We start from the raw sequence: 23,057 nt of genomic DNA, 5'->3' as shown, positions 1-23,057 counted from the left end.
CCATTCCGAACACGAAGGTTAAGCTTTTAGAGGCCGATGGTACTGCACGGGCAGCTGTGTGGGAGAGTAGGTGGTTGCCAGGTCTATATAAGGTAAAAAGTACTTGTAGTAATACAAGTACTTTTTTGCTATATAGAAATTTAATATACCAATAGAAGGTAGACTTAAGTTTAAAGTAGATAATTATATTTTTAATTTACAATGTATAATAACTAATTAATTTGCTAGTTAATTTCATTAAAAATGTTTTAAAACAAATAAACTTCACCTAGTGTATCGATAAAATAATTACATAGAAAAGTGTAGAAAAATAAAGAATTATAAATATAAGTTCTAATAAAATGAATAATATAATTTTATCAACTATTTTATTATGTTAGAATAAGATACGTTAATGACACGACATAAAACGACAAAGAATTTAGAAAATAAATTTTTTAGAAGATAAAAAAGTTATTGACATAACATTAAAAAGCTGTTAAACTGAATAAGTTGTTTAAAGGCAACTTGTTAAAAGGTCTTTGAAAATTAAACAGAAGAAATTAAGTAAACCAGCAATTCTTTTTATGTTTTAAGCTTAAGATTAAACTTTTAAATTGAGAGTTTGATCCTGGCTCAGGATGAACGCTGGCGGCGTGCCTAACACATGCAAGTCGAGCGATGAAGTTTCCTTCGGGGAACGAATTAGCGGCGGACGGGTGAGTAACACGTGGGTAACCTGCCTCATAGAGGGGAATAGCCTTCCGAAAGGAAGATTAATACCGCATAATATTATCGAGTGGCATCACTTGATAATCAAAGGAGCAATCCGCTATGAGATGGACCCGCGTCGCATTAGTTAGTTGGTGGGGTAACGGCCTACCAAGACGACGATGCGTAGCCGACCTGAGAGGGTGATCGGCCACATTGGGACTGAGACACGGCCCAGACTCCTACGGGAGGCAGCAGTGGGGAATATTGCACAATGGAGGAAACTCTGATGCAGCAACGCCGCGTGAGCGATGAAGGTCTTCGGATCGTAAAGCTCTGTCTTTAGGGATGATAATGACAGTACCTAAGGAGGAAGCCACGGCTAACTACGTGCCAGCAGCCGCGGTAATACGTAGGTGGCGAGCGTTATCCGGATTTATTGGGCGTAAAGGGAGCGTAGGCGGATACTTAAGTGGGATGTGAAATACTTGGGCTCAACCCGAGTACTGCATTCCAAACTGAGTATCTAGAGTGCAGGAGAGGAGAGTGGAATTCCTAGTGTAGCGGTGAAATGCGTAGAGATTAGGAAGAACACCAGTGGCGAAGGCGACTCTCTGGACTGTAACTGACGCTGAGGCTCGAAAGCGTGGGGAGCGAACAGGATTAGATACCCTGGTAGTCCACGCCGTAAACGATGAATACTAGGTGTAGGGGTTTCGATACCTCTGTGCCGCCGCTAACGCATTAAGTATTCCGCCTGGGGAGTACGGTCGCAAGATTAAAACTCAAAGGAATTGACGGGGACCCGCACAAGCAGCGGAGCATGTGGTTTAATTCGAAGCAACGCGAAGAACCTTACCTACACTTGACATCCCTTGCATTACCCTTAATCGGGGAAATCTCTTCGGAGACAAGGTGACAGGTGGTGCATGGTTGTCGTCAGCTCGTGTCGTGAGATGTTGGGTTAAGTCCCGCAACGAGCGCAACCCCTATTGTTAGTTGCTACCATTAAGTTGAGCACTCTAGCGAGACTGCCTGGGTTAACCAGGAGGAAGGTGGGGACGACGTCAAATCATCATGCCCCTTATGTGTAGGGCTACACACGTGCTACAATGGCAGGTACAGAGAGACGCAAGACCGTGAGGTGGAGCAAATCCCACAAAACCTGTCCCAGTTCGGATTGAAGGCTGAAACTCGCCTTCATGAAGCCGGAGTTGCTAGTAATCGCGAATCAGAATGTCGCGGTGAATACGTTCCCGGGTCTTGTACACACCGCCCGTCACACCATGAGAGTTGGCAATACCCAACGTCCGTGAGCTAACCGCAAGGAGGCAGCGGCCTAAGGTAGGGTCAGCGATTGGGGTGAAGTCGTAACAAGGTAGCCGTAGGAGAACCTGCGGCTGGATCACCTCCTTTCTAAGGAATTAACTTTCTAGGATAACTAGAAAGACAAAAAATAAAAGCAAAAAGAATGCTACTTAATTCTCTGTTTAATTTTGAGAAACCTTTTGGTTACTCAAAATTGTTCTTTGAAAATTACACATATATAATGAAGCCGAATTAGTTGAAAAACTAATTTAAATATAATTCTTTGTAAATTTACGAGATATAAAAATAATCCGTAATTGACTAATAGGTCAAGCTACAAAGGGCGTACGGTGAATGCCTTGGCATCAAGAGCCGATGAAGGACGTGATAAGCTGCGATAAGCTTCGGGTAGGCGCAAATAGCCTGAGATCCGGAGATCTCCGAATGAGGAAACTCACATGGGTAACCCCATGTATCCTTAAGTGAATACATAGCTTAAGGAGGGAACACCTAGGGAACTGAAACATCTAAGTACCTAGAGGAAGAGAAAGAAAAATCGATTTTCTTAGTAGCGGCGAGCGAAAAGGAAAGAGTCCAAACCAGAAACTTGTTTCTGGGGTTGAGGATATAACATCAAAGTTAAGAGTTTGTAACCGAAGAGAGTTGGAAAGCTCTACCGTAGGAGGTAATAGTCCTGTAGGTTAAACGAACAAATAACGAGTTATAATCCAGAGTACCACGAGACACGAGGAACCTTGTGGGAAGCAGGGAGGACCACCTCCCAAGACTAAATACTACTTGATGACCGATAGTGAAGCAGTACCGTGAGGGAAAGGTGAAAAGAACCCCGGGAGGGGAGTGAAATAGAACCTGAAACCGTATGTCCACAACCGATCAAAGCGCCTTATGAGCGCGATGATGTGCTTTTTGTAGAACGAGCCAACGAGTTACGGTATGTAGCGAGGTTAAGTACTTAAGGTACGGAGCCGAAGGGAAACCAAGTCTGAATAGGGCGACTAGTTGCATGCCGTAGACCCGAAACCGGGTGACCTATCCATGAGCAGGTTGAAGCGAAGGTAAAACTTCGTGGAGGACCGAACCACGTTACTGTTGAAAAAGTATGGGATGACTTGTGGATAGCGGAGAAATTCCAATCGAACTCGGATATAGCTGGTTCTCCCCGAAATAGCTTTAGGGCTAGCGTCGGAACATTGAGTAATGGAGGTAGAGCACTGAATGGGCTAGGGGGCATAGCGCTTACCGAACCTTATCAAACTCCGAATGCCATATACTTTTACTCCGGCAGTCAGACTGTGAATGATAAGATCCATGGTCGAAAGGGAAACAGCCCAGATCGTCAGCTAAGGTCCCAAAGTGTAAGTTAAGTGGAAAAGGATGTGGGATTTCTAAGACAACTAGGATGTTGGCTCAGAAGCAGCCACTCATTTAAAGAGTGCGTAATAGCTCACTAGTCAAGAGATCCTGCGCCGAAAATGTTCGGGGCTAAAACTTACCACCGAAGCTACGGAATTGAATTTATTCAATTGGTAGGGGAGCGTCGTAATCGGGCTGAAGTCGTACCGTAAGGAGCGGTGGACTGATTACGAGTGAGAATGTTGGCATTAGTAGCGAGATGTGGGTGAGAATCCCACAGGCCGAAAACCCAAGGTTTCCTCAGGAAGGCTCGTCCGCTGAGGGTTAGTCGGGACCTAAGCTGAGGCCGAAAGGCGTAAGCGATGGACAACTGGTTGATATTCCAGTACCACTACAATCGTTATTATCGATGGTGTGACGCAGGAAGATAGGATGTGCTAGCTGTTGGATATGCTAGTCTAAGCGTTTAGGGAGTCATGGTAGGCAAATCCGCCATGGCAATTCTGAGGCGTGATGGGGAAGGTTCTACGGAACCGAAGTATCTGATTCTACGCTGCCGAGAAAAGCATCTAGAGAGAGAAGTAGTGCCCGTACCGCAAACCGACACAGGTAGGTGAGGAGAGAATCCTAAGGCCGGCGGATGAATCACAGTTAAGGAACTCGGCAAATTGACCCCGTAACTTCGGGAGAAGGGGTGCCTACGAGAGTAGGCCGCAGAGAATAGGCCCAATCAACTGTTTAGCAAAAACACAGGTCTCTGCTAAAGCGTAAGCTGATGTATAGGGGCTGACGCCTGCCCGGTGCTGGAAGGTTAAGGGGAATGCTTAGCGCAAGCGAAGGTATGAACTTAAGCCCCAGTAAACGGCGGCCGTAACTATAACGGTCCTAAGGTAGCGAAATTCCTTGTCAGGTAAGTTCTGACCCGCACGAATGGCGTAATGAATTGGGCACTGTCTCAACTGTGAATCCGGCGAAGTTGTAGTACGAGTGAAGATGCTCGTTACCCGCGATTGGACGGAAAGACCCCGTAGAGCTTTACTGTAGCTTAGCATTGAATTTTGGTATTGTCTGTACAGGATAGGTGGGAGACTGAGAAACTAGGTCGTCAGACTTAGTGGAGTCATCCTTGGGATACCACCCTGACATTACTGAAGTTCTAACTGGCGGCCATGAATCTGGTCACAGGACATTGTTAGGTGGGCAGTTTGACTGGGGCGGTCGCCTCCTAAAAAGTAACGGAGGCGCCCAAAGGTTCCCTCAGAACGGTCGGAAATCGTTCGTAGAGTGCAAAGGCATAAGGGAGCCTGACTGCGAGACATACAGGTCGAGCAGGGACGAAAGTCGGGCTTAGTGATCCGGTGGTACCTCGTGGGAGGGCCATCGCTCAACGGATAAAAGCTACCTCGGGGATAACAGGCTGATCTCCCCCAAGAGTTCACATCGACGGGGAGGTTTGGCACCTCGATGTCGGCTCGTCGCATCCTGGGGCTGAAGTAGGTCCCAAGGGTTGGGCTGTTCGCCCATTAAAGCGGCACGCGAGCTGGGTTCAGAACGTCGTGAGACAGTTCGGTCCCTATCCGTCGCGGGCGTAGGAAATTTGAGAGGAGCTGTCCTTAGTACGAGAGGACCGGGATGGACTGACCTCTGGTGCACCAGTTGTTCTGCCAAGAGCATAGCTGGGTAGCTAAGTCGGGAAGGGATAAATACTGAAAGCATCTAAGTATGAAGCCCCCCTCAAGATGAGATTTCCCATAGCGTAAGCTAGTAAGTTCCCTTCGAGAACAGGAGGTTGATAGGTCAGAGGTGTACGCATGGTAACATGTTTAGCTGACTGATACTAATAGAACGAGGGCTTGACCAAAAAGAAAAAGGTAAATATATATGTGTAATTTTTAGAGAATAATTTCTCAAAAATCTGGTGATGATGCTCTTTAAGGTAACACCCGTTCCCATTCCGAACACGAAGGTTAAGCTTTTAGAGGCCGATGGTACTGCACGGGCAGCTGTGTGGGAGAGTAGGTGGTTGCCAGGTCTATATAAGGTAAAAAGTACTTGTAGTAATACAAGTACTTTTTTGCTATATAGAAATTTAATATACCAATAGAAGGTAGACTTAAGTTTAAAGTAGATAATTATATTTTTAATTTACAATGTATAATAACTAATTAATTTGCTAGTTAATTTCATTAAAAATGTTTTAAAACAAATAAACTTCACCTAGTGTATCGATAAAATAATTACATAGAAAAGTGTAGAAAAATAAAGAATTATAAATATAAGTTCTAATAAAATGAATAATATAATTTTATCAACTATTTTATTATGTTAGAATAAGATACGTTAATGACACGACATAAAACGACAAAGAATTTAGAAAATAAATTTTTTAGAAGATAAAAAAGTTATTGACATAACATTAAAAAGCTGTTAAACTGAATAAGTTGTTTAAAGGCAACTTGTTAAAAGGTCTTTGAAAATTAAACAGAAGAAATTAAGTAAACCAGCAATTCTTTTTATGTTTTAAGCTTAAGATTAAACTTTTAAATTGAGAGTTTGATCCTGGCTCAGGATGAACGCTGGCGGCGTGCCTAACACATGCAAGTCGAGCGATGAAGTTTCCTTCGGGGAACGGATTAGCGGCGGACGGGTGAGTAACACGTGGGTAACCTGCCTCATAGAGGGGAATAGCCTTCCGAAAGGAAGATTAATACCGCATAATATTATCGAGTGGCATCACTTGATAATCAAAGGAGCAATCCGCTATGAGATGGACCCGCGTCGCATTAGTTAGTTGGTGGGGTAACGGCCTACCAAGACGACGATGCGTAGCCGACCTGAGAGGGTGATCGGCCACATTGGGACTGAGACACGGCCCAGACTCCTACGGGAGGCAGCAGTGGGGAATATTGCACAATGGAGGAAACTCTGATGCAGCAACGCCGCGTGAGCGATGAAGGTCTTCGGATCGTAAAGCTCTGTCTTTAGGGATGATAATGACAGTACCTAAGGAGGAAGCCACGGCTAACTACGTGCCAGCAGCCGCGGTAATACGTAGGTGGCGAGCGTTATCCGGATTTATTGGGCGTAAAGGGAGCGTAGGCGGATACTTAAGTGGGATGTGAAATACTTGGGCTCAACCCGAGTACTGCATTCCAAACTGAGTATCTAGAGTGCAGGAGAGGAGAGTGGAATTCCTAGTGTAGCGGTGAAATGCGTAGAGATTAGGAAGAACACCAGTGGCGAAGGCGACTCTCTGGACTGTAACTGACGCTGAGGCTCGAAAGCGTGGGGAGCGAACAGGATTAGATACCCTGGTAGTCCACGCCGTAAACGATGAATACTAGGTGTAGGGGTTTCGATACCTCTGTGCCGCCGCTAACGCATTAAGTATTCCGCCTGGGGAGTACGGTCGCAAGATTAAAACTCAAAGGAATTGACGGGGACCCGCACAAGCAGCGGAGCATGTGGTTTAATTCGAAGCAACGCGAAGAACCTTACCTACACTTGACATCCCTTGCATTACCCTTAATCGGGGAAATCTCTTCGGAGACAAGGTGACAGGTGGTGCATGGTTGTCGTCAGCTCGTGTCGTGAGATGTTGGGTTAAGTCCCGCAACGAGCGCAACCCCTATTGTTAGTTGCTACCATTAAGTTGAGCACTCTAGCGAGACTGCCTGGGTTAACCAGGAGGAAGGTGGGGACGACGTCAAATCATCATGCCCCTTATGTGTAGGGCTACACACGTGCTACAATGGCAGGTACAGAGAGATGCAAGATCGTGAGGTGGAGCAAATCCCACAAAACCTGTCCCAGTTCGGATTGAAGGCTGAAACTCGCCTTCATGAAGCCGGAGTTGCTAGTAATCGCGAATCAGAATGTCGCGGTGAATACGTTCCCGGGTCTTGTACACACCGCCCGTCACACCATGAGAGTTGGCAATACCCAACGTCCGTGAGCTAACCGCAAGGAGGCAGCGGCCTAAGGTAGGGTCAGCGATTGGGGTGAAGTCGTAACAAGGTAGCCGTAGGAGAACCTGCGGCTGGATCACCTCCTTTCTAAGGAATTAACTTTCTAGGATAACTAGAAAGACAAAAAATAAAAGCAAAAAGAATGCTACTTAATTCTCTGTTTAATTTTGAGAAACCTTTTGGTTACTCAAAATTGTTCTTTGAAAATTACACATATATAATGAAGCCGAATTAGTTGAAAAACTAATTTAAATATAATTCTTTGTAAATTTACGAGATATAAAAATAATCCGTAATTGACTAATAGGTCAAGCTACAAAGGGCGTACGGTGAATGCCTTGGCATCAAGAGCCGATGAAGGACGTGATAAGCTGCGATAAGCTTCGGGTAGGCGCAAATAGCCTGAGATCCGGAGATCTCCGAATGAGGAAACTCACATGGGTAACCCCATGTATCCTTAAGTGAATACATAGCTTAAGGAGGGAACACCTAGGGAACTGAAACATCTAAGTACCTAGAGGAAGAGAAAGAAAAATCGATTTTCTTAGTAGCGGCGAGCGAAAAGGAAAGAGTCCAAACCAGAAACTTGTTTCTGGGGTTGAGGATATAACATCAAAGTTAAGAGTTTGTAACCGAAGAGAGTTGGAAAGCTCTACCGTAGGAGGTAATAGTCCTGTAGGTTAAACGAACAAATAACGAGTTATAATCCAGAGTACCACGAGACACGAGGAACCTTGTGGGAAGCAGGGAGGACCACCTCCCAAGACTAAATACTACTTGATGACCGATAGTGAAGCAGTACCGTGAGGGAAAGGTGAAAAGAACCCCGGGAGGGGAGTGAAATAGAACCTGAAACCGTATGTCCACAACCGATCAAAGCGCCTTATGAGCGCGATGATGTGCTTTTTGTAGAACGAGCCAACGAGTTACGGTATGTAGCGAGGTTAAGTACTTAAGGTACGGAGCCGAAGGGAAACCAAGTCTGAATAGGGCGACTAGTTGCATGCCGTAGACCCGAAACCGGGTGACCTATCCATGAGCAGGTTGAAGCGAAGGTAAAACTTCGTGGAGGACCGAACCACGTTACTGTTGAAAAAGTATGGGATGACTTGTGGATAGCGGAGAAATTCCAATCGAACTCGGATATAGCTGGTTCTCCCCGAAATAGCTTTAGGGCTAGCGTCGGAACATTGAGTAATGGAGGTAGAGCACTGAATGGGCTAGGGGGCATAGCGCTTACCGAACCTTATCAAACTCCGAATGCCATATACTTTTACTCCGGCAGTCAGACTGTGAATGATAAGATCCATGGTCGAAAGGGAAACAGCCCAGATCGTCAGCTAAGGTCCCAAAGTGTAAGTTAAGTGGAAAAGGATGTGGGATTTCTAAGACAACTAGGATGTTGGCTCAGAAGCAGCCACTCATTTAAAGAGTGCGTAATAGCTCACTAGTCAAGAGATCCTGCGCCGAAAATGTTCGGGGCTAAAACTTACCACCGAAGCTACGGAATTGAATTTATTCAATTGGTAGGGGAGCGTCGTAATCGGGCTGAAGTCGTACCGTAAGGAGCGGTGGACTGATTACGAGTGAGAATGTTGGCATTAGTAGCGAGATGTGGGTGAGAATCCCACAGGCCGAAAACCCAAGGTTTCCTCAGGAAGGCTCGTCCGCTGAGGGTTAGTCGGGACCTAAGCTGAGGCCGAAAGGCGTAAGCGATGGACAACTGGTTGATATTCCAGTACCACTACAATCGTTATTATCGATGGTGTGACGCAGGAAGATAGGATGTGCTAGCTGTTGGATATGCTAGTCTAAGCGTTTAGGGAGTCATGGTAGGCAAATCCGCTATGGCAATTCTGAGGCGTGATGGGGAAGGTTCTACGGAACCGAAGTATCTGATTCTACGCTGCCGAGAAAAGCATCTAGAGAGAGAAGTAGTGCCCGTACCGCAAACCGACACAGGTAGGTGAGGAGAGAATCCTAAGGCCGGCGGATGAATCACAGTTAAGGAACTCGGCAAATTGACCCCGTAACTTCGGGAGAAGGGGTGCCTACGAGAGTAGGCCGCAGAGAATAGGCCCAATCAACTGTTTAGCAAAAACACAGGTCTCTGCTAAAGCGTAAGCTGATGTATAGGGGCTGACGCCTGCCCGGTGCTGGAAGGTTAAGGGGAATGCTTAGCGCAAGCGAAGGTATGAACTTAAGCCCCAGTAAACGGCGGCCGTAACTATAACGGTCCTAAGGTAGCGAAATTCCTTGTCAGGTAAGTTCTGACCCGCACGAATGGCGTAATGAATTGGGCACTGTCTCAACTGTGAATCCGGCGAAGTTGTAGTACGAGTGAAGATGCTCGTTACCCGCGATTGGACGGAAAGACCCCGTAGAGCTTTACTGTAGCTTAGCATTGAATTTTGGTATTGTCTGTACAGGATAGGTGGGAGACTGAGAAACTAGGTCGTCAGACTTAGTGGAGTCATCCTTGGGATACCACCCTGACATTACTGAAGTTCTAACTGGCGGCCATGAATCTGGTCACAGGACATTGTTAGGTGGGCAGTTTGACTGGGGCGGTCGCCTCCTAAAAAGTAACGGAGGCGCCCAAAGGTTCCCTCAGAACGGTCGGAAATCGTTCGTAGAGTGCAAAGGCATAAGGGAGCCTGACTGCGAGACATACAGGTCGAGCAGGGACGAAAGTCGGGCTTAGTGATCCGGTGGTACCTCGTGGGAGGGCCATCGCTCAACGGATAAAAGCTACCTCGGGGATAACAGGCTGATCTCCCCCAAGAGTTCACATCGACGGGGAGGTTTGGCACCTCGATGTCGGCTCGTCGCATCCTGGGGCTGAAGTAGGTCCCAAGGGTTGGGCTGTTCGCCCATTAAAGCGGCACGCGAGCTGGGTTCAGAACGTCGTGAGACAGTTCGGTCCCTATCCGTCGCGGGCGTAGGAAATTTGAGAGGAGCTGTCCTTAGTACGAGAGGACCGGGATGGACTGACCTCTGGTGCACCAGTTGTTCTGCCAAGAGCATAGCTGGGTAGCTAAGTCGGGAAGGGATAAATACTGAAAGCATCTAAGTATGAAGCCCCCCTCAAGATGAGATTTCCCATAGCGTAAGCTAGTAAGTTCCCTTCGAGAACAGGAGGTTGATAGGTCAGAGGTGTACGCATGGTAACATGTTTAGCTGACTGATACTAATAGAACGAGGGCTTGACCAAAAAGAAAAAGGTAAATATATATGTGTAATTTTTAGAGAATAATTTCTCAAAAATCTGGTGATGATGCTCTTTAAGGTAACACCCGTTCCCATTCCGAACACGAAGGTTAAGCTTTTAGAGGCCGATGGTACTGCACGGGCAGCTGTGTGGGAGAGTAGGTGGTTGCCAGGTCTATATAAGGTAAAAAGTACTTGTAGTAATACAAGTACTTTTTTTATTTTATTAAGCTACTATTTAAGTATATTATTTTATTAAAGATAGTATCTTCTAGTAATAAATAAACTTTTATATATTTTTAAAGGATTTCATTTTCTAATTTATAGAAAAGGTCCTTAGTGCATGATATTATAGAATTGTTTAAATAAATTCTAAAAATATTTTTTAAAAGCTATGGGTGAATTTAAAAGAGGTGTAAAAAATATGATGAGGGAGTTAGTAAAAAGTTGCAAGGTATTTAAGGCTTTTAATAATAATATTGTTTCAGTAGATATAGATGGTAAAGAAACAATATTATTTGGGAAAGGTTTAGGATTTAATAAAAAGACTGGTGATGTAATACCAAAAGGAACTAAGTATGAAAAAATTTTTTGTATTAAAGATGAGCAAAATGTAAAAAATTTTAAAGAGGTAGTAAGGAAAAATGATAAAGAGTTTATAGCACTTTGTGAAGAAATGATTTATGAGATTTCAGTTGAATTAAATGAAGAGTTAAGTGAAAATATACACATAGGACTTATTGATCATATATCAAGTGCAATGAATAGATTAGCAGAAGAAGAGGTAATAGATAATCCTTTTTTAGTAGAAATAGAAACCTTATATCCAGATGAGTTTTTATTAGCAGAAAAACTTGCAAAAAGATTAGAAAAATATACAGGAATATTTATTCCACCAGGAGAGAGAGGGTTTATTACTCTTCATATACATTCAGCAAGAAATAATGGAAAGTTATCTAATACTATTAAGTATGCTTATATAGGTAATTTAGTTATAGAGACTATAGAAGATATGTTAGATATAAAAATAGATAGAAAAAGCCTAGATTATGCAAGATTTTTAACTCATTTAAGATTTGCTATAGAACGAATATTAAAAGAGCTAAAAGTAGAAAATGACTTTTTAGATTTAATTAAAATTAAATATAAAAAAGCATATAAAGTAGCATTAGAAGTAGGAAAAATTATAGAAGAATCAATATATAGAAAAGTTAATGAGGATGAAATAGCTTATATAGCACTGCATATTCAAAGATTTGTTAAAAGTTATAAGAATTTTTAATTTAAATATGAACTTAAAATATTTGTATTTTTATAATAGAAAAGAGTGTTTATAATAAAACACTCTTTTTTGTTTTTATTATTTTTTATAAATAATTATAATATCGTTACCAGCAGTTACTCTTTCGTTAATTATAGGTTTAATTGATTTTACTGAATCAGGGTTAGTTATTAAGACTGGAGTAATTAGTGATAAATTTTTTTTCTCAATAATTTGTCTATTTATTTTTATTATGGGTGTTCCAGCTTTAACAGTCTGTCTAGGTTCTATTAACCTTTCAAAACCTTCTCCATTAAGGGAAACAGTATCTATTCCTATGTGAATAAGTAATTCAATTCCATTATCTAGGGACATAGCGAATGCATGATTTGTTTTAAATATTAAAGTTAATTCTCCATCACAAGGGGCTACAACAATATCACCTGTTGAATCTATGGCAGCTCCATCACCAGCCATTTTTTGAGAAAATACAGGGTCCGGTACATTAGAAAGAGCTATAGTATTTCCATCTATAGGGGCAATTAATTTTAATTCTTTTTTTAAAAATCCAAACATAATATTATCCTAGTTTAACTAGGAAATTCACATCCTTTCAATTTAGATATATACTAGATATATAAATTTTTTAAATAAAAAAAGACATAAGTATCTCGTAAGAACTTATGCCTGATTAAACAGTAACACGTTTATTTAATTTTAACCTAAATATGCTATGGTTGTCAATGTTTAACAATGATAATATAATGAAGAAATTTTGAATAACTTTATAATATGAATAATTCTCTAGTTTTAATAATAAATCATATTTATATATTTAGATAAATATGATATTACTTATTTATTATATATTTATTTAATTAGATTTAAATTTTAGAGTAATTAAAATATAGTTATAGCAGAACTTAGTGGGTAAACTTATATAGTAAGTTAAGAAATTATATAATATTATAAAATTTTTATATTTAAAATTTTTTCAAAAAGGTGTTGACATTATTCTATCAAGATGTTAAACTAAATAAGTCGCCAAGAGGTGACGGGATTTATTAAANCCTAGGGAACTGAAACATCTAAGTACCTAGAGGAAGAGAAAGAAAAATCGATTTTCTTAGTAGCGGCGAGCGAAAAGGAAAGAGTCCAAACCAGAAACTTGTTTCTGGGGTTGAGGATATAACATCAAAGTTAAGAGTTTGTAACCGAAGAGAGTTGGAAAGCTCTACCGTAGGAGGTAATAGTCCTGTAGGTTAAACGAACAAATAACGAGTTATAATCCAGAGTACCACGAGACACGAGGAACCTTGTGGGAAGCAGGGAGGACCACCTCCCAAGACTAAATACTACTTGATGACCGATAGTGAAGCAGTACCGTGAGGGAAAGGTGAAAAGAACCCCGGGAGGGGAGTGAAATAGAACCTGAAACCGTATGTCCACAACCGATCAAAGCGCCTTATGAGCGCGATGATGTGCTTTTTGTAGAACGAGCCAACGAGTTACGGTATGTAGCGAGGTTAAGTACTTAAGGTACGGAGCCGAAGGGAAACCAAGTCTGAATAGGGCGACTAGTTGCATGCCGTAGACCCGAAACCGGGTGACCTATCCATGAGCAGGTTGAAGCGAAGGTAAAACTTCGTGGAGGACCGAACCACGTTACTGTTGAAAAAGTATGGGATGACTTGTGGATAGCGGAGAAATTCCAATCGAACTCGGATATAGCTGGTTCTCCCCGAAATAGCTTTAGGGCTAGCGTCGGAACATTGAGTAATGGAGGTAGAGCACTGAATGGGCTAGGGGGCATAGCGCTTACCGAACCTTATCAAACTCCGAATGCCATATACTTTTACTCCGGCAGTCAGACTGTGAATGATAAGATCCATGGTCGAAAGGGAAACAGCCCAGATCGTCAGCTAAGGTCCCAAAGTGTAAGTTAAGTGGAAAAGGATGTGGGATTTCTAAGACAACTAGGATGTTGGCTCAGAAGCAGCCACTCATTTAAAGAGTGCGTAATAGCTCACTAGTCAAGAGATCCTGCGCCGAAAATGTTCGGGGCTAAAACTTACCACCGAAGCTACGGAATTGAATTTATTCAATTGGTAGGGGAGCGTCGTAATCGGGCTGAAGTCGTACCGTAAGGAGCGGTGGACTGATTACGAGTGAGAATGTTGGCATTAGTAGCGAGATGTGGGTGAGAATCCCACAGGCCGAAAACCCAAGGTTTCCTCAGGAAGGCTCGTCCGCTGAGGGTTAGTCGGGACCTAAGCTGAGGCCGAAAGGCGTAAGCGATGGACAACTGGTTGATATTCCAGTACCACTACAATCGTTATTATCGATGGTGTGACGCAGGAAGATAGGATGTGCTAGCTGTTGGATATGCTAGTCTAAGCGTTTAGGGAGTCATGGTAGGCAAATCCGCCATGGCAATTCTGAGGCGTGATGGGGAAGGTTCTACGGAACCGAAGTATCTGATTCTACGCTGCCGAGAAAAGCATCTAGAGAGAGAAGTAGTGCCCGTACCGCAAACCGACACAGGTAGGTGAGGAGAGAATCCTAAGGCCGGCGGATGAATCACAGTTAAGGAACTCGGCAAATTGACCCCGTAACTTCGGGAGAAGGGGTGCCTACGAGAGTAGGCCGCAGAGAATAGGCCCAATCAACTGTTTAGCAAAAACACAGGTCTCTGCTAAAGCGTAAGCTGATGTATAGGGGCTGACGCCTGCCCGGTGCTGGAAGGTTAAGGGGAATGCTTAGCGCAAGCGAAGGTATGAACTTAAGCCCCAGTAAACGGCGGCCGTAACTATAACGGTCCTAAGGTAGCGAAATTCCTTGTCAGGTAAGTTCTGACCCGCACGAATGGCGTAATGAATTGGGCACTGTCTCAACTGTGAATCCGGCGAAGTTGTAGTACGAGTGAAGATGCTCGTTACCCGCGATTGGACGGAAAGACCCCGTAGAGCTTTACTGTAGCTTAGCATTGAATTTTGGTATTGTCTGTACAGGATAGGTGGGAGACTGAGAAACTAGGTCGTCAGACTTAGTGGAGTCATCCTTGGGATACCACCCTGACATTACTGAAGTTCTAACTGGCGGCCATGAATCTGGTCACAGGACATTGTTAGGTGGGCAGTTTGACTGGGGCGGTCGCCTCCTAAAAAGTAACGGAGGCGCCCAAAGGTTCCCTCAGAACGGTCGGAAATCGTTCGTAGAGTGCAAAGGCATAAGGGAGCCTGACTGCGAGACATACAGGTCGAGCAGGGACGAAAGTCGGGCTTAGTGATCCGGTGGTACCTCGTGGGAGGGCCATCGCTCAACGGATAAAAGCTACCTCGGGGATAACAGGCTGATCTCCCCCAAGAGTTCACATCGACGGGGAGGTTTGGCACCTCGATGTCGGCTCGTCGCATCCTGGGGCTGAAGTAGGTCCCAAGGGTTGGGCTGTTCGCCCATTAAAGCGGCACGCGAGCTGGGTTCAGAACGTCGTGAGACAGTTCGGTCCCTATCCGTCGCGGGCGTAGGAAATTTGAGAGGAGCTGTCCTTAGTACGAGAGGACCGGGATGGACTGACCTCTGGTGCACCAGTTGTTCTGCCAAGAGCATAGCTGGGTAGCTAAGTCGGGAAGGGATAAATACTGAAAGCATCTAAGTATGAAGCCCCCCTCAAGATGAGATTTCCCATAGCGTAAGCTAGTAAGTTCCCTTCGAGAACAGGAGGTTGATAGGTCAGAGGTGTACGCATGGTAACATGTTTAGCTGACTGATACTAATAGAACGAGGGCTTGACCAAAAAGAAAAAGGCAAATATATATGTGTAATTTTTAGAGAATAATTTCTCAAAAATCTGGTGATGATGCTCTTTAAGGTAACACCCGTTCCCATTCCGAACACGAAGGTTAAGCTTTTAGAGGCCGATGGTACTGCACGGGCAGCTGTGTGGGAGAGTAGGTGGTTGCCAGGTCTTATGATTCGCTAGCTCAGTCGGTAGAGCACGTGACTTTTAATCACGGTGTCCGGGGTTCGATTCCCCGGCGAGTCACCATGACCACTTGTAGAAATACAAGTGGTTTTTTATTAATTTAAAACTTGCTTAGTGTATTAATATAGAAAGTGAGATAGAAGAGAACTCTTTTATTTCGCTTTTTTATTATGTAGAAAATTAAAAATGTTATATATTTGATATATACTTATTATGAATTTAAGGTATAATTAAATTTAGGTTTAAATTAAGATATAAATAATAAAAGTACTTTAGAATGAAGCATGGAGGAAGGGAAAGTGAAAAAGTTAGTAATCTCGCTTTTATCTATACTAGCAATAATAATAATAATTTCTGGAATTGCTATAGATAGAAAGAGTGATTCAACAAATAATGAGTTAGAGAGTAGTTTAATGGTCTATACTACTGAAGATAATGCAAAGATGCAGTTTATAGCACAACAATTTAAAGAAGCGACAGGTATAACTGTACATTATAAGATAGTAAATAATTTAAATGAAGCTATCAAAAGTGAAACTGGAAATCCACAAGCAGATGTAGTTTATGGTGGAAATGAAACTGAGTTTGAATCAATGACACAAGAAGGGCTACTAACACCTACAGCAGTAAGTTTTTCTTCACAATTAAATCCTGAATATATTAATGAAAAGGGATATTGGTATGGAACTAGTTTAGAGCCAATAGTAATGTTCTATAATTCTTCATACATATTACCATCTAATGCACCAACAGCTTGGTATCAATTAGGTCAAGTTCAATATAAAGATAGAATCATAATTCCAAATGCAGATCAATTTGTTACACAGGCAGCACTTGGAGCAACTATGTATCAATATAGTAAGAGTCAAGTACCTAATCAAGCTAATCTATTTTTACAAGGAGTTAGAAATAATGTTTTAACTTATGTGCAAAATGAAGATGATTTGATTCAAACTATGCAAACAAGTAAGGAAGCATCTATTTCATTTGCACCACTTGATGTTGTAAAACAAGCAATAGCTAATGGAGCAACTTTTAATATAGTAAATCCAACAGATGGCTCACCTATGATGATGCAAGGTATTGGAATGGTTAAGGGATCAAAAGATCCTAATTCAGCTAAATTATTTATAGAATTTTTAGCAGGACCTAATATGCAACTTAAACTTGCAGATAAATTTAGTATGATTCCATCAATAAGCAGTGTTTTACCATTTGCACCAGCGTGGATGTCAAATTATAATAGTTTAAATATTTCAAATATAGATTGGAATAGTGTTACAGATAATAGTAATAATTTAATATCTACTTTTAGTTCATTAGTTAAGAGTAAAGAAGCAACTAATATTAATTTAGAATTACCTGTAATACCATCTCCATTAATACCATCTCAAGAAAAAGCTAAAGCAGAAGCAGCAGCTAAAGCAGCAGCGGAAAAAGCTAAACAAGATGGTGTTTTAACACCAGAGGAAAAAGCAAAGAAAGAAGCGGCAGAAAAGGCTGCTAAGGAAAAGGCTGCTAAGGAAAAGTTAACACAAGCTCAAAAAGCGGCGTTGGAATCACTTGGAGTATAAAAGATTTTAAATCAATATAATTAACAAAAAGTAAATGCACAATTTAAATACCAAATTGTGCATTTACTTTTTTATTTATTTTTTCTTATTATATCATTTTTTATAAATATAAAGAAATTTTTTATTTCATTCAAATCATTTTTTATACCTTTGTCATTAGAATTTAAAAAGCCACTAAAGTAACTAGCAAGTATAAAACTAAATATAGCTATATTTATATAGATGTCTTTTATATCAGCTATAAATAAATTACTTATTGCTATGAAATCTAAGCTTCCACCATAAAAAATCTTATCTATTAAAGAACAAAGACAGCCTGCAATTATAAATATAAAGCATAAATCAGTCCAAAAATCTTTATAGAATTTTTGTGTAAAATATCTATAGAATTCTATAAAGAAGAATATTGCTATTATATTTAAAATTATTAGTGTTCTGAAATTTATTCCTATATTAAATCTTACATTTAACCAAGAACCTTGTGTATTTATTATAGGATGGAACGAAAGAAATTTTGGAATAGCTTCAAATCTATTATCAAAAAAGAATAATTTTATTATTAACTTACTTCCTTGATCTAATAGCATAAGTATTATAAAAATTAACCATAGCTTTTTAGATGATAATCCAGTTTTATATTTTTGATGAAGTAGGTATAAAATATGTCCTACGCCTAAAAATAAAATTGATAAAGATAGATTCATAAGTATCTCATAAGTATTAGTTAAATTTCCGGAAATAAGTTCAAATAAGAAATATATTATCCACATTCCTGGAAGTGTCCCTATTATAAGTAGCTTACTCTTATTCATTATTTACCTCCATTTTTTATTAATAAGTAAATTTTAACATAGATTGATAAATTAATAAAAGAATAATAAATATAGGTATATAAATTTATTCTACAAAAAGTGTTTATCTTGGTTTAAAATAGAAGTGAATACTTTATTTTAAGGAGAGAATATATGAATTCTAAGGTTAAAGAATATTATGATGCTAACTTTAAAAATGAATGGTTAAGGTTAGAAGATCCATATGCTAGAATAGAATTTTTTAGTGCTTTATATATGATAAAGAAATATTTCCCGAAGAATGGGAGGGTATTTGATATAGGATCAGGACCAGGAAGATATTCAATAGAGCTTTTAAGGAGAAATTATAAAGTCTCATTAATGGATTTATCAGATAATAGTATAACTTTTGCAAAATCAAAAATAGAGTCTTTAGGGCTTAAAGCTGATAAATATGTTTGTGGAGATGCAAGATATTTAGCAATGGAGAAAGAAAATAGTTATGATGGTATTCTTCTTATGGGGCCTATGTATCATATTGTATCAAAAGCAGAAAGAGTTGGACTATTAAAGGAATGTAGAAGAATCTTAAGAAAAGATGGAGTTATTATTATTAGTTATATAAATTCAATAGGACTTTTAAGAGCAGGGGTTTCTGAATTCTCAAGTTGTTTTGAGGATATAGAGTCAATATATAAATTATTTAGTGAAAATTCATATGATGAAAATGATAGTTTTACCGTAAGTCATTATACAACTTCTGATAATGCTAAATCTGAAATTTTAGAAAGTGGTTTAAAATTAATTAGTTATGCCGGAGCAGAAAGTTTTTTAAGTGGACAGGGACCAAGTATGGCAAAACATTATATAGAAAATCGTAATATATATCTAAATTTATTAAAAGTTGCAACAGAAAAATGTGAACATCCTAAATTTAGAGATTCAGCCGAACATTTACTTATGGTGTGTAAAAAATAAGTTTATATTATATCTGGACATAAATTATTTAGATTAAGCGTAGTATATTAAGAAAATATTTAGTGAAATTAGGGGGAGAATATTTTGAATATTTATGCCGTATCTGATTCTATAGGAGAAACAGCTAATCAGGTTGCTAAAGCAGCAGCTAGTCAGTTTAGTTATGATAAGATTAAGGTTAAAAGATTTCCATATGTTAAGACGCTAGAAGATGTTGAAGAGTTGATTGAGGGAATTACCAATACTAAAGAAGAGGTAATGGTAGTATCTACAATAATAACTGTAAGTATAAGAGAATATTTAACACAAAAGTGTGTTGAGAATAATATAAATATTATAAATGTTTTAGGTCCTATTATAAATGTTGTATCTTCTCTTATGAAAGAATTACCTAGTTATAATCCAGGAGCTATGTGGGAGACTGATGAAACTTATTATTCAAGGATTGAAGCTATGGAATTTGCTATGCAATATGATGATAGTAAAGATTATAGGGGATTAAAAAATGCAGATGTTGTTCTTATAGGTTTATCTAGAACATCAAAAACTCCACTATGTATGTATCTTGCTAATAAAGGAATTAAGGCTATTAATATTCCTTTAGTTCCAGAGGTAGGAGTTCCTGATGAAATATATTCTATTGATAAAAAGAAAATATTTGGCTTAGTTATAGATCCATTACATTTAATAGAGATAAGAAAAAGAAGATTAGATAAGTTTCACAGAATATCTTCTGAGATAGAATATGCTTCAGATGCTAGAATATTAGAGGAATTTGATTATTCTGATAAGATAATGAAAAAAGTAGGATGTAGGAGTATAGATATAACTAATAGAGCAATTGAAGATACAGCGTTAATAATTATGGATAAACTTAGTATGAAATAATTAATTTTTTATGGAGGAGATTTTTTGAAAATTGGTTTGGTATTACCTGGAGGTGGAGGCAAAGGAGCTTATCAAATAGGTGTTATTAAAGCATTAAACCAATTAGGAATAAATAAATATATAGATGTTGTCTCAGGGACATCTATAGGAGCTTTAAATGCATTGTTATTTGTACAGGGGGATTTAAAAGTAGCTGAGGAAATATGGGAAAATATATCACTTGAAAAAATTCTTCCAACTGATAATTTTGATTTAATGAAGAAGGGCTTATTATTTTCCTTAGGAGCAAAAAATTTATCTTTTATAAAAAAGTATATGCCTAATAAATTACAACATGGGAATTTATCGAGAGAAGGACTCTTAGAAATAATAAATAATCACCTAGACTTAAATAAAATAAAAAGTAAAAATATTCCTTGTTATGCTACTTGTACGGATATAGAGACTTTTAAAGTTAAATATTTTAATTACCTTGATTATGATGAGGAAACTATAAAAAAAATTCTTTTGGCTACTTCAGCATTACCTATAATATATGAACCAGAAAAGGTTGAAAGTAGAAAATACTTAGATGGTGCACTTGTTGATAATATACCAATACAACCTGTCTATGATGAAGGATGTGATATTATAATAGTAGCTCATTTATCAAGAGAAATGACTATTAATAGAAGTGAGTTCCCTAGAGCTAAAATAATAGAAATTTTTCCGAGTTATATGGAAGAGGGAGTATTAAAAGGGACTTTTAACTTCAATACTCAATCAATAAAGGAAAGAATATATAGGGGAGAGGAAGATACTAAGAATATTTTAGAGCCTATACTTGAAATAGCATTATTTATTAATAAAAAAGAACACAATGTACAAAATAGATATATATGGTTTAATGATATAAAAAAGTTGTTTAATCATCACTTAGCACTTAAAAATAAGATTAAGTAAATAAATTTCCACTTTTATAAGTGGAGATATAAGTGTTAACATAATTATAGATGAGTGATAATAAGTTTTAAGATATATTTATTAATTAATATTATTTATAGATAATATACTTTACCTAGTGTATCAAATAAGTAAAAACGAAGAATATTAAAGAATCTTAAAGAAATATAGAAAATAAATATTTAAAATAAAAATAAAAGATTATAGAAAAATAGTAATATATGATATTATAAATCATGTCATCAGACAAGGAACTTACTAATTAAGTTTCAGTAAAAAAATAAGTTAAAAACTTAAAAAAAGTTGTTGACATATTAATTGTATGATGATAATATATAGAAGTCGCATGAGTGCGATAACAAAAAGGTCTTTGAAAATTAAACAGAAGAAATTAAGTAAACCAGCAATTCTTTTTATGTTTTAAGCTTAAGATTAAACTTTTAAATTGAGAGTTTGATCCTGGCTCAGGATGAACGCTGGCGGCGTGCCTAACACATGCAAGTCGAGCGATGAAGTTTCCTTCGGGAAATGGATTAGCGGCGGACGGGTGAGTAACACGTGGGTAACCTGCCTCATAGAGGGGAATAGCCTTCCGAAAGGAAGATTAATACCGCATAATATTATCGAGTGGCATCACTTGATAATCAAAGGAGCAATCCGCTATGAGATGGACCCGCGTCGCATTAGTTAGTTGGTGGGGTAACGGCCTACCAAGACGACGATGCGTAGCCGACCTGAGAGGGTGATCGGCCACATTGGGACTGAGACACGGCCCAGACTCCTACGGGAGGCAGCAGTGGGGAATATTGCACAATGGAGGAAACTCTGATGCAGCAACGCCGCGTGAGCGATGAAGGTCTTCGGATCGTAAAGCTCTGTCTTTAGGGATGATAATGACAGTACCTAAGGAGGAAGCCACGGCTAACTACGTGCCAGCAGCCGCGGTAATACGTAGGTGGCGAGCGTTATCCGGATTTATTGGGCGTAAAGGGAGCGTAGGCGGATACTTAAGTGGGATGTGAAATACTTGGGCTCAACCCGAGTACTGCATTCCAAACTGAGTATCTAGAGTGCAGGAGAGGAGAGTGGAATTCCTAGTGTAGCGGTGAAATGCGTAGAGATTAGGAAGAACACCAGTGGCGAAGGCGACTCTCTGGACTGTAACTGACGCTGAGGCTCGAAAGCGTGGGGAGCGAACAGGATTAGATACCCTGGTAGTCCACGCCGTAAACGATGAATACTAGGTGTAGGGGTTTCGATACCTCTGTGCCGCCGCTAACGCATTAAGTATTCCGCCTGGGGAGTACGGTCGCAAGATTAAAACTCAAAGGAATTGACGGGGACCCGCACAAGCAGCGGAGCATGTGGTTTAATTCGAAGCAACGCGAAGAACCTTACCTACACTTGACATCCCTTGCATTACCCTTAATCGGGGAAATCTCTTCGGAGACAAGGTGACAGGTGGTGCATGGTTGTCGTCAGCTCGTGTCGTGAGATGTTGGGTTAAGTCCCGCAACGAGCGCAACCCCTATTGTTAGTTGCTACCATTAAGTTGAGCACTCTAGCGAGACTGCCTGGGTTAACCAGGAGGAAGGTGGGGACGACGTCAAATCATCATGCCCCTTATGTGTAGGGCTACACACGTGCTACAATGGCAGGTACAGAGAGACGCAAGACCGTGAGGTGGAGCAAATCCCACAAAACCTGTCCCAGTTCGGATTGAAGGCTGAAACTCGCCTTCATGAAGCCGGAGTTGCTAGTAATCGCGAATCAGAATGTCGCGGTGAATACGTTCCCGGGTCTTGTACACACCGCCCGTCACACCATGAGAGTTGGCAATACCCAACGTCCGTGAGCTAACCGCAAGGAGGCAGCGGCCTAAGGTAGGGTCAGCGATTGGGGTGAAGTCGTAACAAGGTAGCCGTAGGAGAACCTGCGGCTGGATCACCTCCTTTCTAAGGAATTAACTTTCTAGGATAACTAGAAAGACAAAAAATAAAAGCAAAAAGAATGCTACTTAATTCTCTGTTTAATTTTGAGAAACCTTTTGGTTACTCAAAATTGTTCTTTGAAAATTACACATATATA

General features: G+C 40.1%; 7 protein-coding genes, 1 tRNA gene and 10 rRNA genes. 16 read left to right on the top strand and 2 right to left on the bottom strand.

Annotated features, from left to right (window positions below):
* From rrf (BN8917_RS14875) to BN8917_RS13940, 8 genes are all read left to right on the top strand, one after another.
* Positions 1 to 83, top strand: a 5S ribosomal RNA gene (rrf, locus tag BN8917_RS14875); the annotation flags it as partial.
* 509 nt (positions 84 to 592) lie between these two features.
* Positions 593 to 2,106: ribosomal RNA gene (locus BN8917_RS13970) — 16S ribosomal RNA — on the top strand.
* A 219-nt stretch (positions 2,107 to 2,325) separates the two neighbouring features.
* Positions 2,326 to 5,233: ribosomal RNA gene (locus BN8917_RS13965) — 23S ribosomal RNA — on the top strand.
* Between the two features lie 53 nt (positions 5,234 to 5,286).
* Positions 5,287 to 5,404: ribosomal RNA gene (gene rrf, locus BN8917_RS13960) — 5S ribosomal RNA — on the top strand.
* 509 nt (positions 5,405 to 5,913) lie between these two features.
* A 16S ribosomal RNA gene (locus BN8917_RS13955) occupies positions 5,914 to 7,427 on the top strand.
* A gap of 219 nt (positions 7,428 to 7,646) precedes the next feature.
* A 23S ribosomal RNA gene (locus tag BN8917_RS13950) occupies positions 7,647 to 10,554 on the top strand.
* Between the two features lie 53 nt (positions 10,555 to 10,607).
* A 5S ribosomal RNA gene (gene rrf / locus BN8917_RS13945) occupies positions 10,608 to 10,725 on the top strand.
* A gap of 249 nt (positions 10,726 to 10,974) precedes the next feature.
* On the top strand, positions 10,975 to 11,832 hold the full coding sequence (locus BN8917_RS13940) for a PRD domain-containing protein (protein WP_066875339.1): 858 nt from the start codon (positions 10,975 to 10,977) through the stop codon (positions 11,830 to 11,832).
* Positions 11,833 to 11,910: 78 nt separating this feature from the next.
* Here the strand turns inward: BN8917_RS13940 and BN8917_RS13935 are convergent, their stop codons facing one another.
* Complete coding sequence (locus tag BN8917_RS13935; RefSeq protein WP_066875337.1) at positions 11,911 to 12,387, bottom strand: PTS sugar transporter subunit IIA; 477 nt, start codon at positions 12,385 to 12,387, stop codon at positions 11,911 to 11,913.
* Positions 12,388 to 12,836: 449 nt separating this feature from the next.
* Between BN8917_RS13935 and BN8917_RS13930 the strand changes: the two genes are divergently transcribed.
* The 4 genes from BN8917_RS13930 (at position 12,837) to BN8917_RS14735 (ending at position 17,370) form a co-directional block, all read left to right on the top strand.
* Positions 12,837 to 15,607, top strand: a 23S ribosomal RNA gene (locus BN8917_RS13930).
* A 53-nt stretch (positions 15,608 to 15,660) separates the two neighbouring features.
* Positions 15,661 to 15,778, top strand: a 5S ribosomal RNA gene (gene rrf, locus BN8917_RS13925).
* Positions 15,779 to 15,783: 5 nt separating this feature from the next.
* Positions 15,784 to 15,859: transfer RNA gene (locus BN8917_RS13920), tRNA-Lys, on the top strand.
* 236 nt (positions 15,860 to 16,095) lie between these two features.
* Positions 16,096 to 17,370 carry an extracellular solute-binding protein gene (locus BN8917_RS14735; RefSeq protein ID WP_066875336.1) on the top strand — a complete coding sequence of 425 codons (1,275 nt, stop codon included), beginning with the start codon at positions 16,096 to 16,098 and terminating at the stop codon, positions 17,368 to 17,370.
* Between the two features lie 71 nt (positions 17,371 to 17,441).
* Here BN8917_RS14735 and BN8917_RS13910 read toward each other — a convergent pair whose 3' ends face one another.
* The gene (locus BN8917_RS13910; protein ID WP_066875334.1) at positions 17,442 to 18,182 is read right to left on the bottom strand and encodes a signal peptidase II; all 741 of its coding nucleotides are present in this window, start codon (positions 18,180 to 18,182) and stop codon (positions 17,442 to 17,444) included.
* 153 nt (positions 18,183 to 18,335) lie between these two features.
* Here BN8917_RS13910 and BN8917_RS13905 point away from each other — a divergent pair, with 153 nt between their 5' ends.
* The 4 genes from BN8917_RS13905 to BN8917_RS13890 all read left to right on the top strand — a co-directional run bounded on the left by BN8917_RS13905 (position 18,336) and on the right by BN8917_RS13890 (position 22,924).
* Entirely contained in the window at positions 18,336 to 19,139 is an 804-nt protein-coding gene (locus BN8917_RS13905) for a class I SAM-dependent methyltransferase (protein WP_066875331.1), read from the top strand.
* 81 nt (positions 19,140 to 19,220) lie between these two features.
* Positions 19,221 to 20,027: a pyruvate, water dikinase regulatory protein gene (locus BN8917_RS13900; protein WP_066875329.1), complete on the top strand. Its 807-nt coding sequence runs from the start codon at positions 19,221 to 19,223 to the stop codon at positions 20,025 to 20,027.
* A 24-nt stretch (positions 20,028 to 20,051) separates the two neighbouring features.
* Positions 20,052 to 20,969 (top strand): patatin-like phospholipase family protein, encoded by a 918-nt coding sequence (locus BN8917_RS13895; RefSeq protein ID WP_066875328.1) that lies wholly within the window; start codon positions 20,052 to 20,054, stop codon positions 20,967 to 20,969.
* A 441-nt stretch (positions 20,970 to 21,410) separates the two neighbouring features.
* Positions 21,411 to 22,924: ribosomal RNA gene (locus BN8917_RS13890) — 16S ribosomal RNA — on the top strand.
* The last annotated feature ends 133 nt before the right edge of the window (positions 22,925 to 23,057 follow it).

The sequence above is a fragment of the Clostridium mediterraneense genome, from assembly GCF_900091705.1.
Classification (GTDB): Bacteria; Bacillota; Clostridia; order Clostridiales; family Clostridiaceae; genus Sarcina; species Sarcina mediterraneense.
Note: the sequence above shows the minus strand (reverse complement) of the source record. Positions and strands in the feature narration are given on the sequence as shown.

Excerpts from the sequence above, each read along its gene's own strand:
- BN8917_RS13940 (WP_066875339.1), top strand. The coding sequence starts at position 10,975 with ATGATGAGGGAGTTAGTAAAAAGTTGCAAGGTATTTAAGGCTTTTAAT.
- BN8917_RS13935 (WP_066875337.1), bottom strand. The coding sequence starts at position 12,387 with ATGTTTGGATTTTTAAAAAAAGAATTAAAATTAATTGCCCCTATAGAT.
- BN8917_RS13905 (WP_066875331.1), top strand. The coding sequence starts at position 18,336 with ATGAATTCTAAGGTTAAAGAATATTATGATGCTAACTTTAAAAATGAA.
- BN8917_RS13910 (WP_066875334.1), bottom strand. The coding sequence starts at position 18,182 with ATGAATAAGAGTAAGCTACTTATAATAGGGACACTTCCAGGAATGTGG.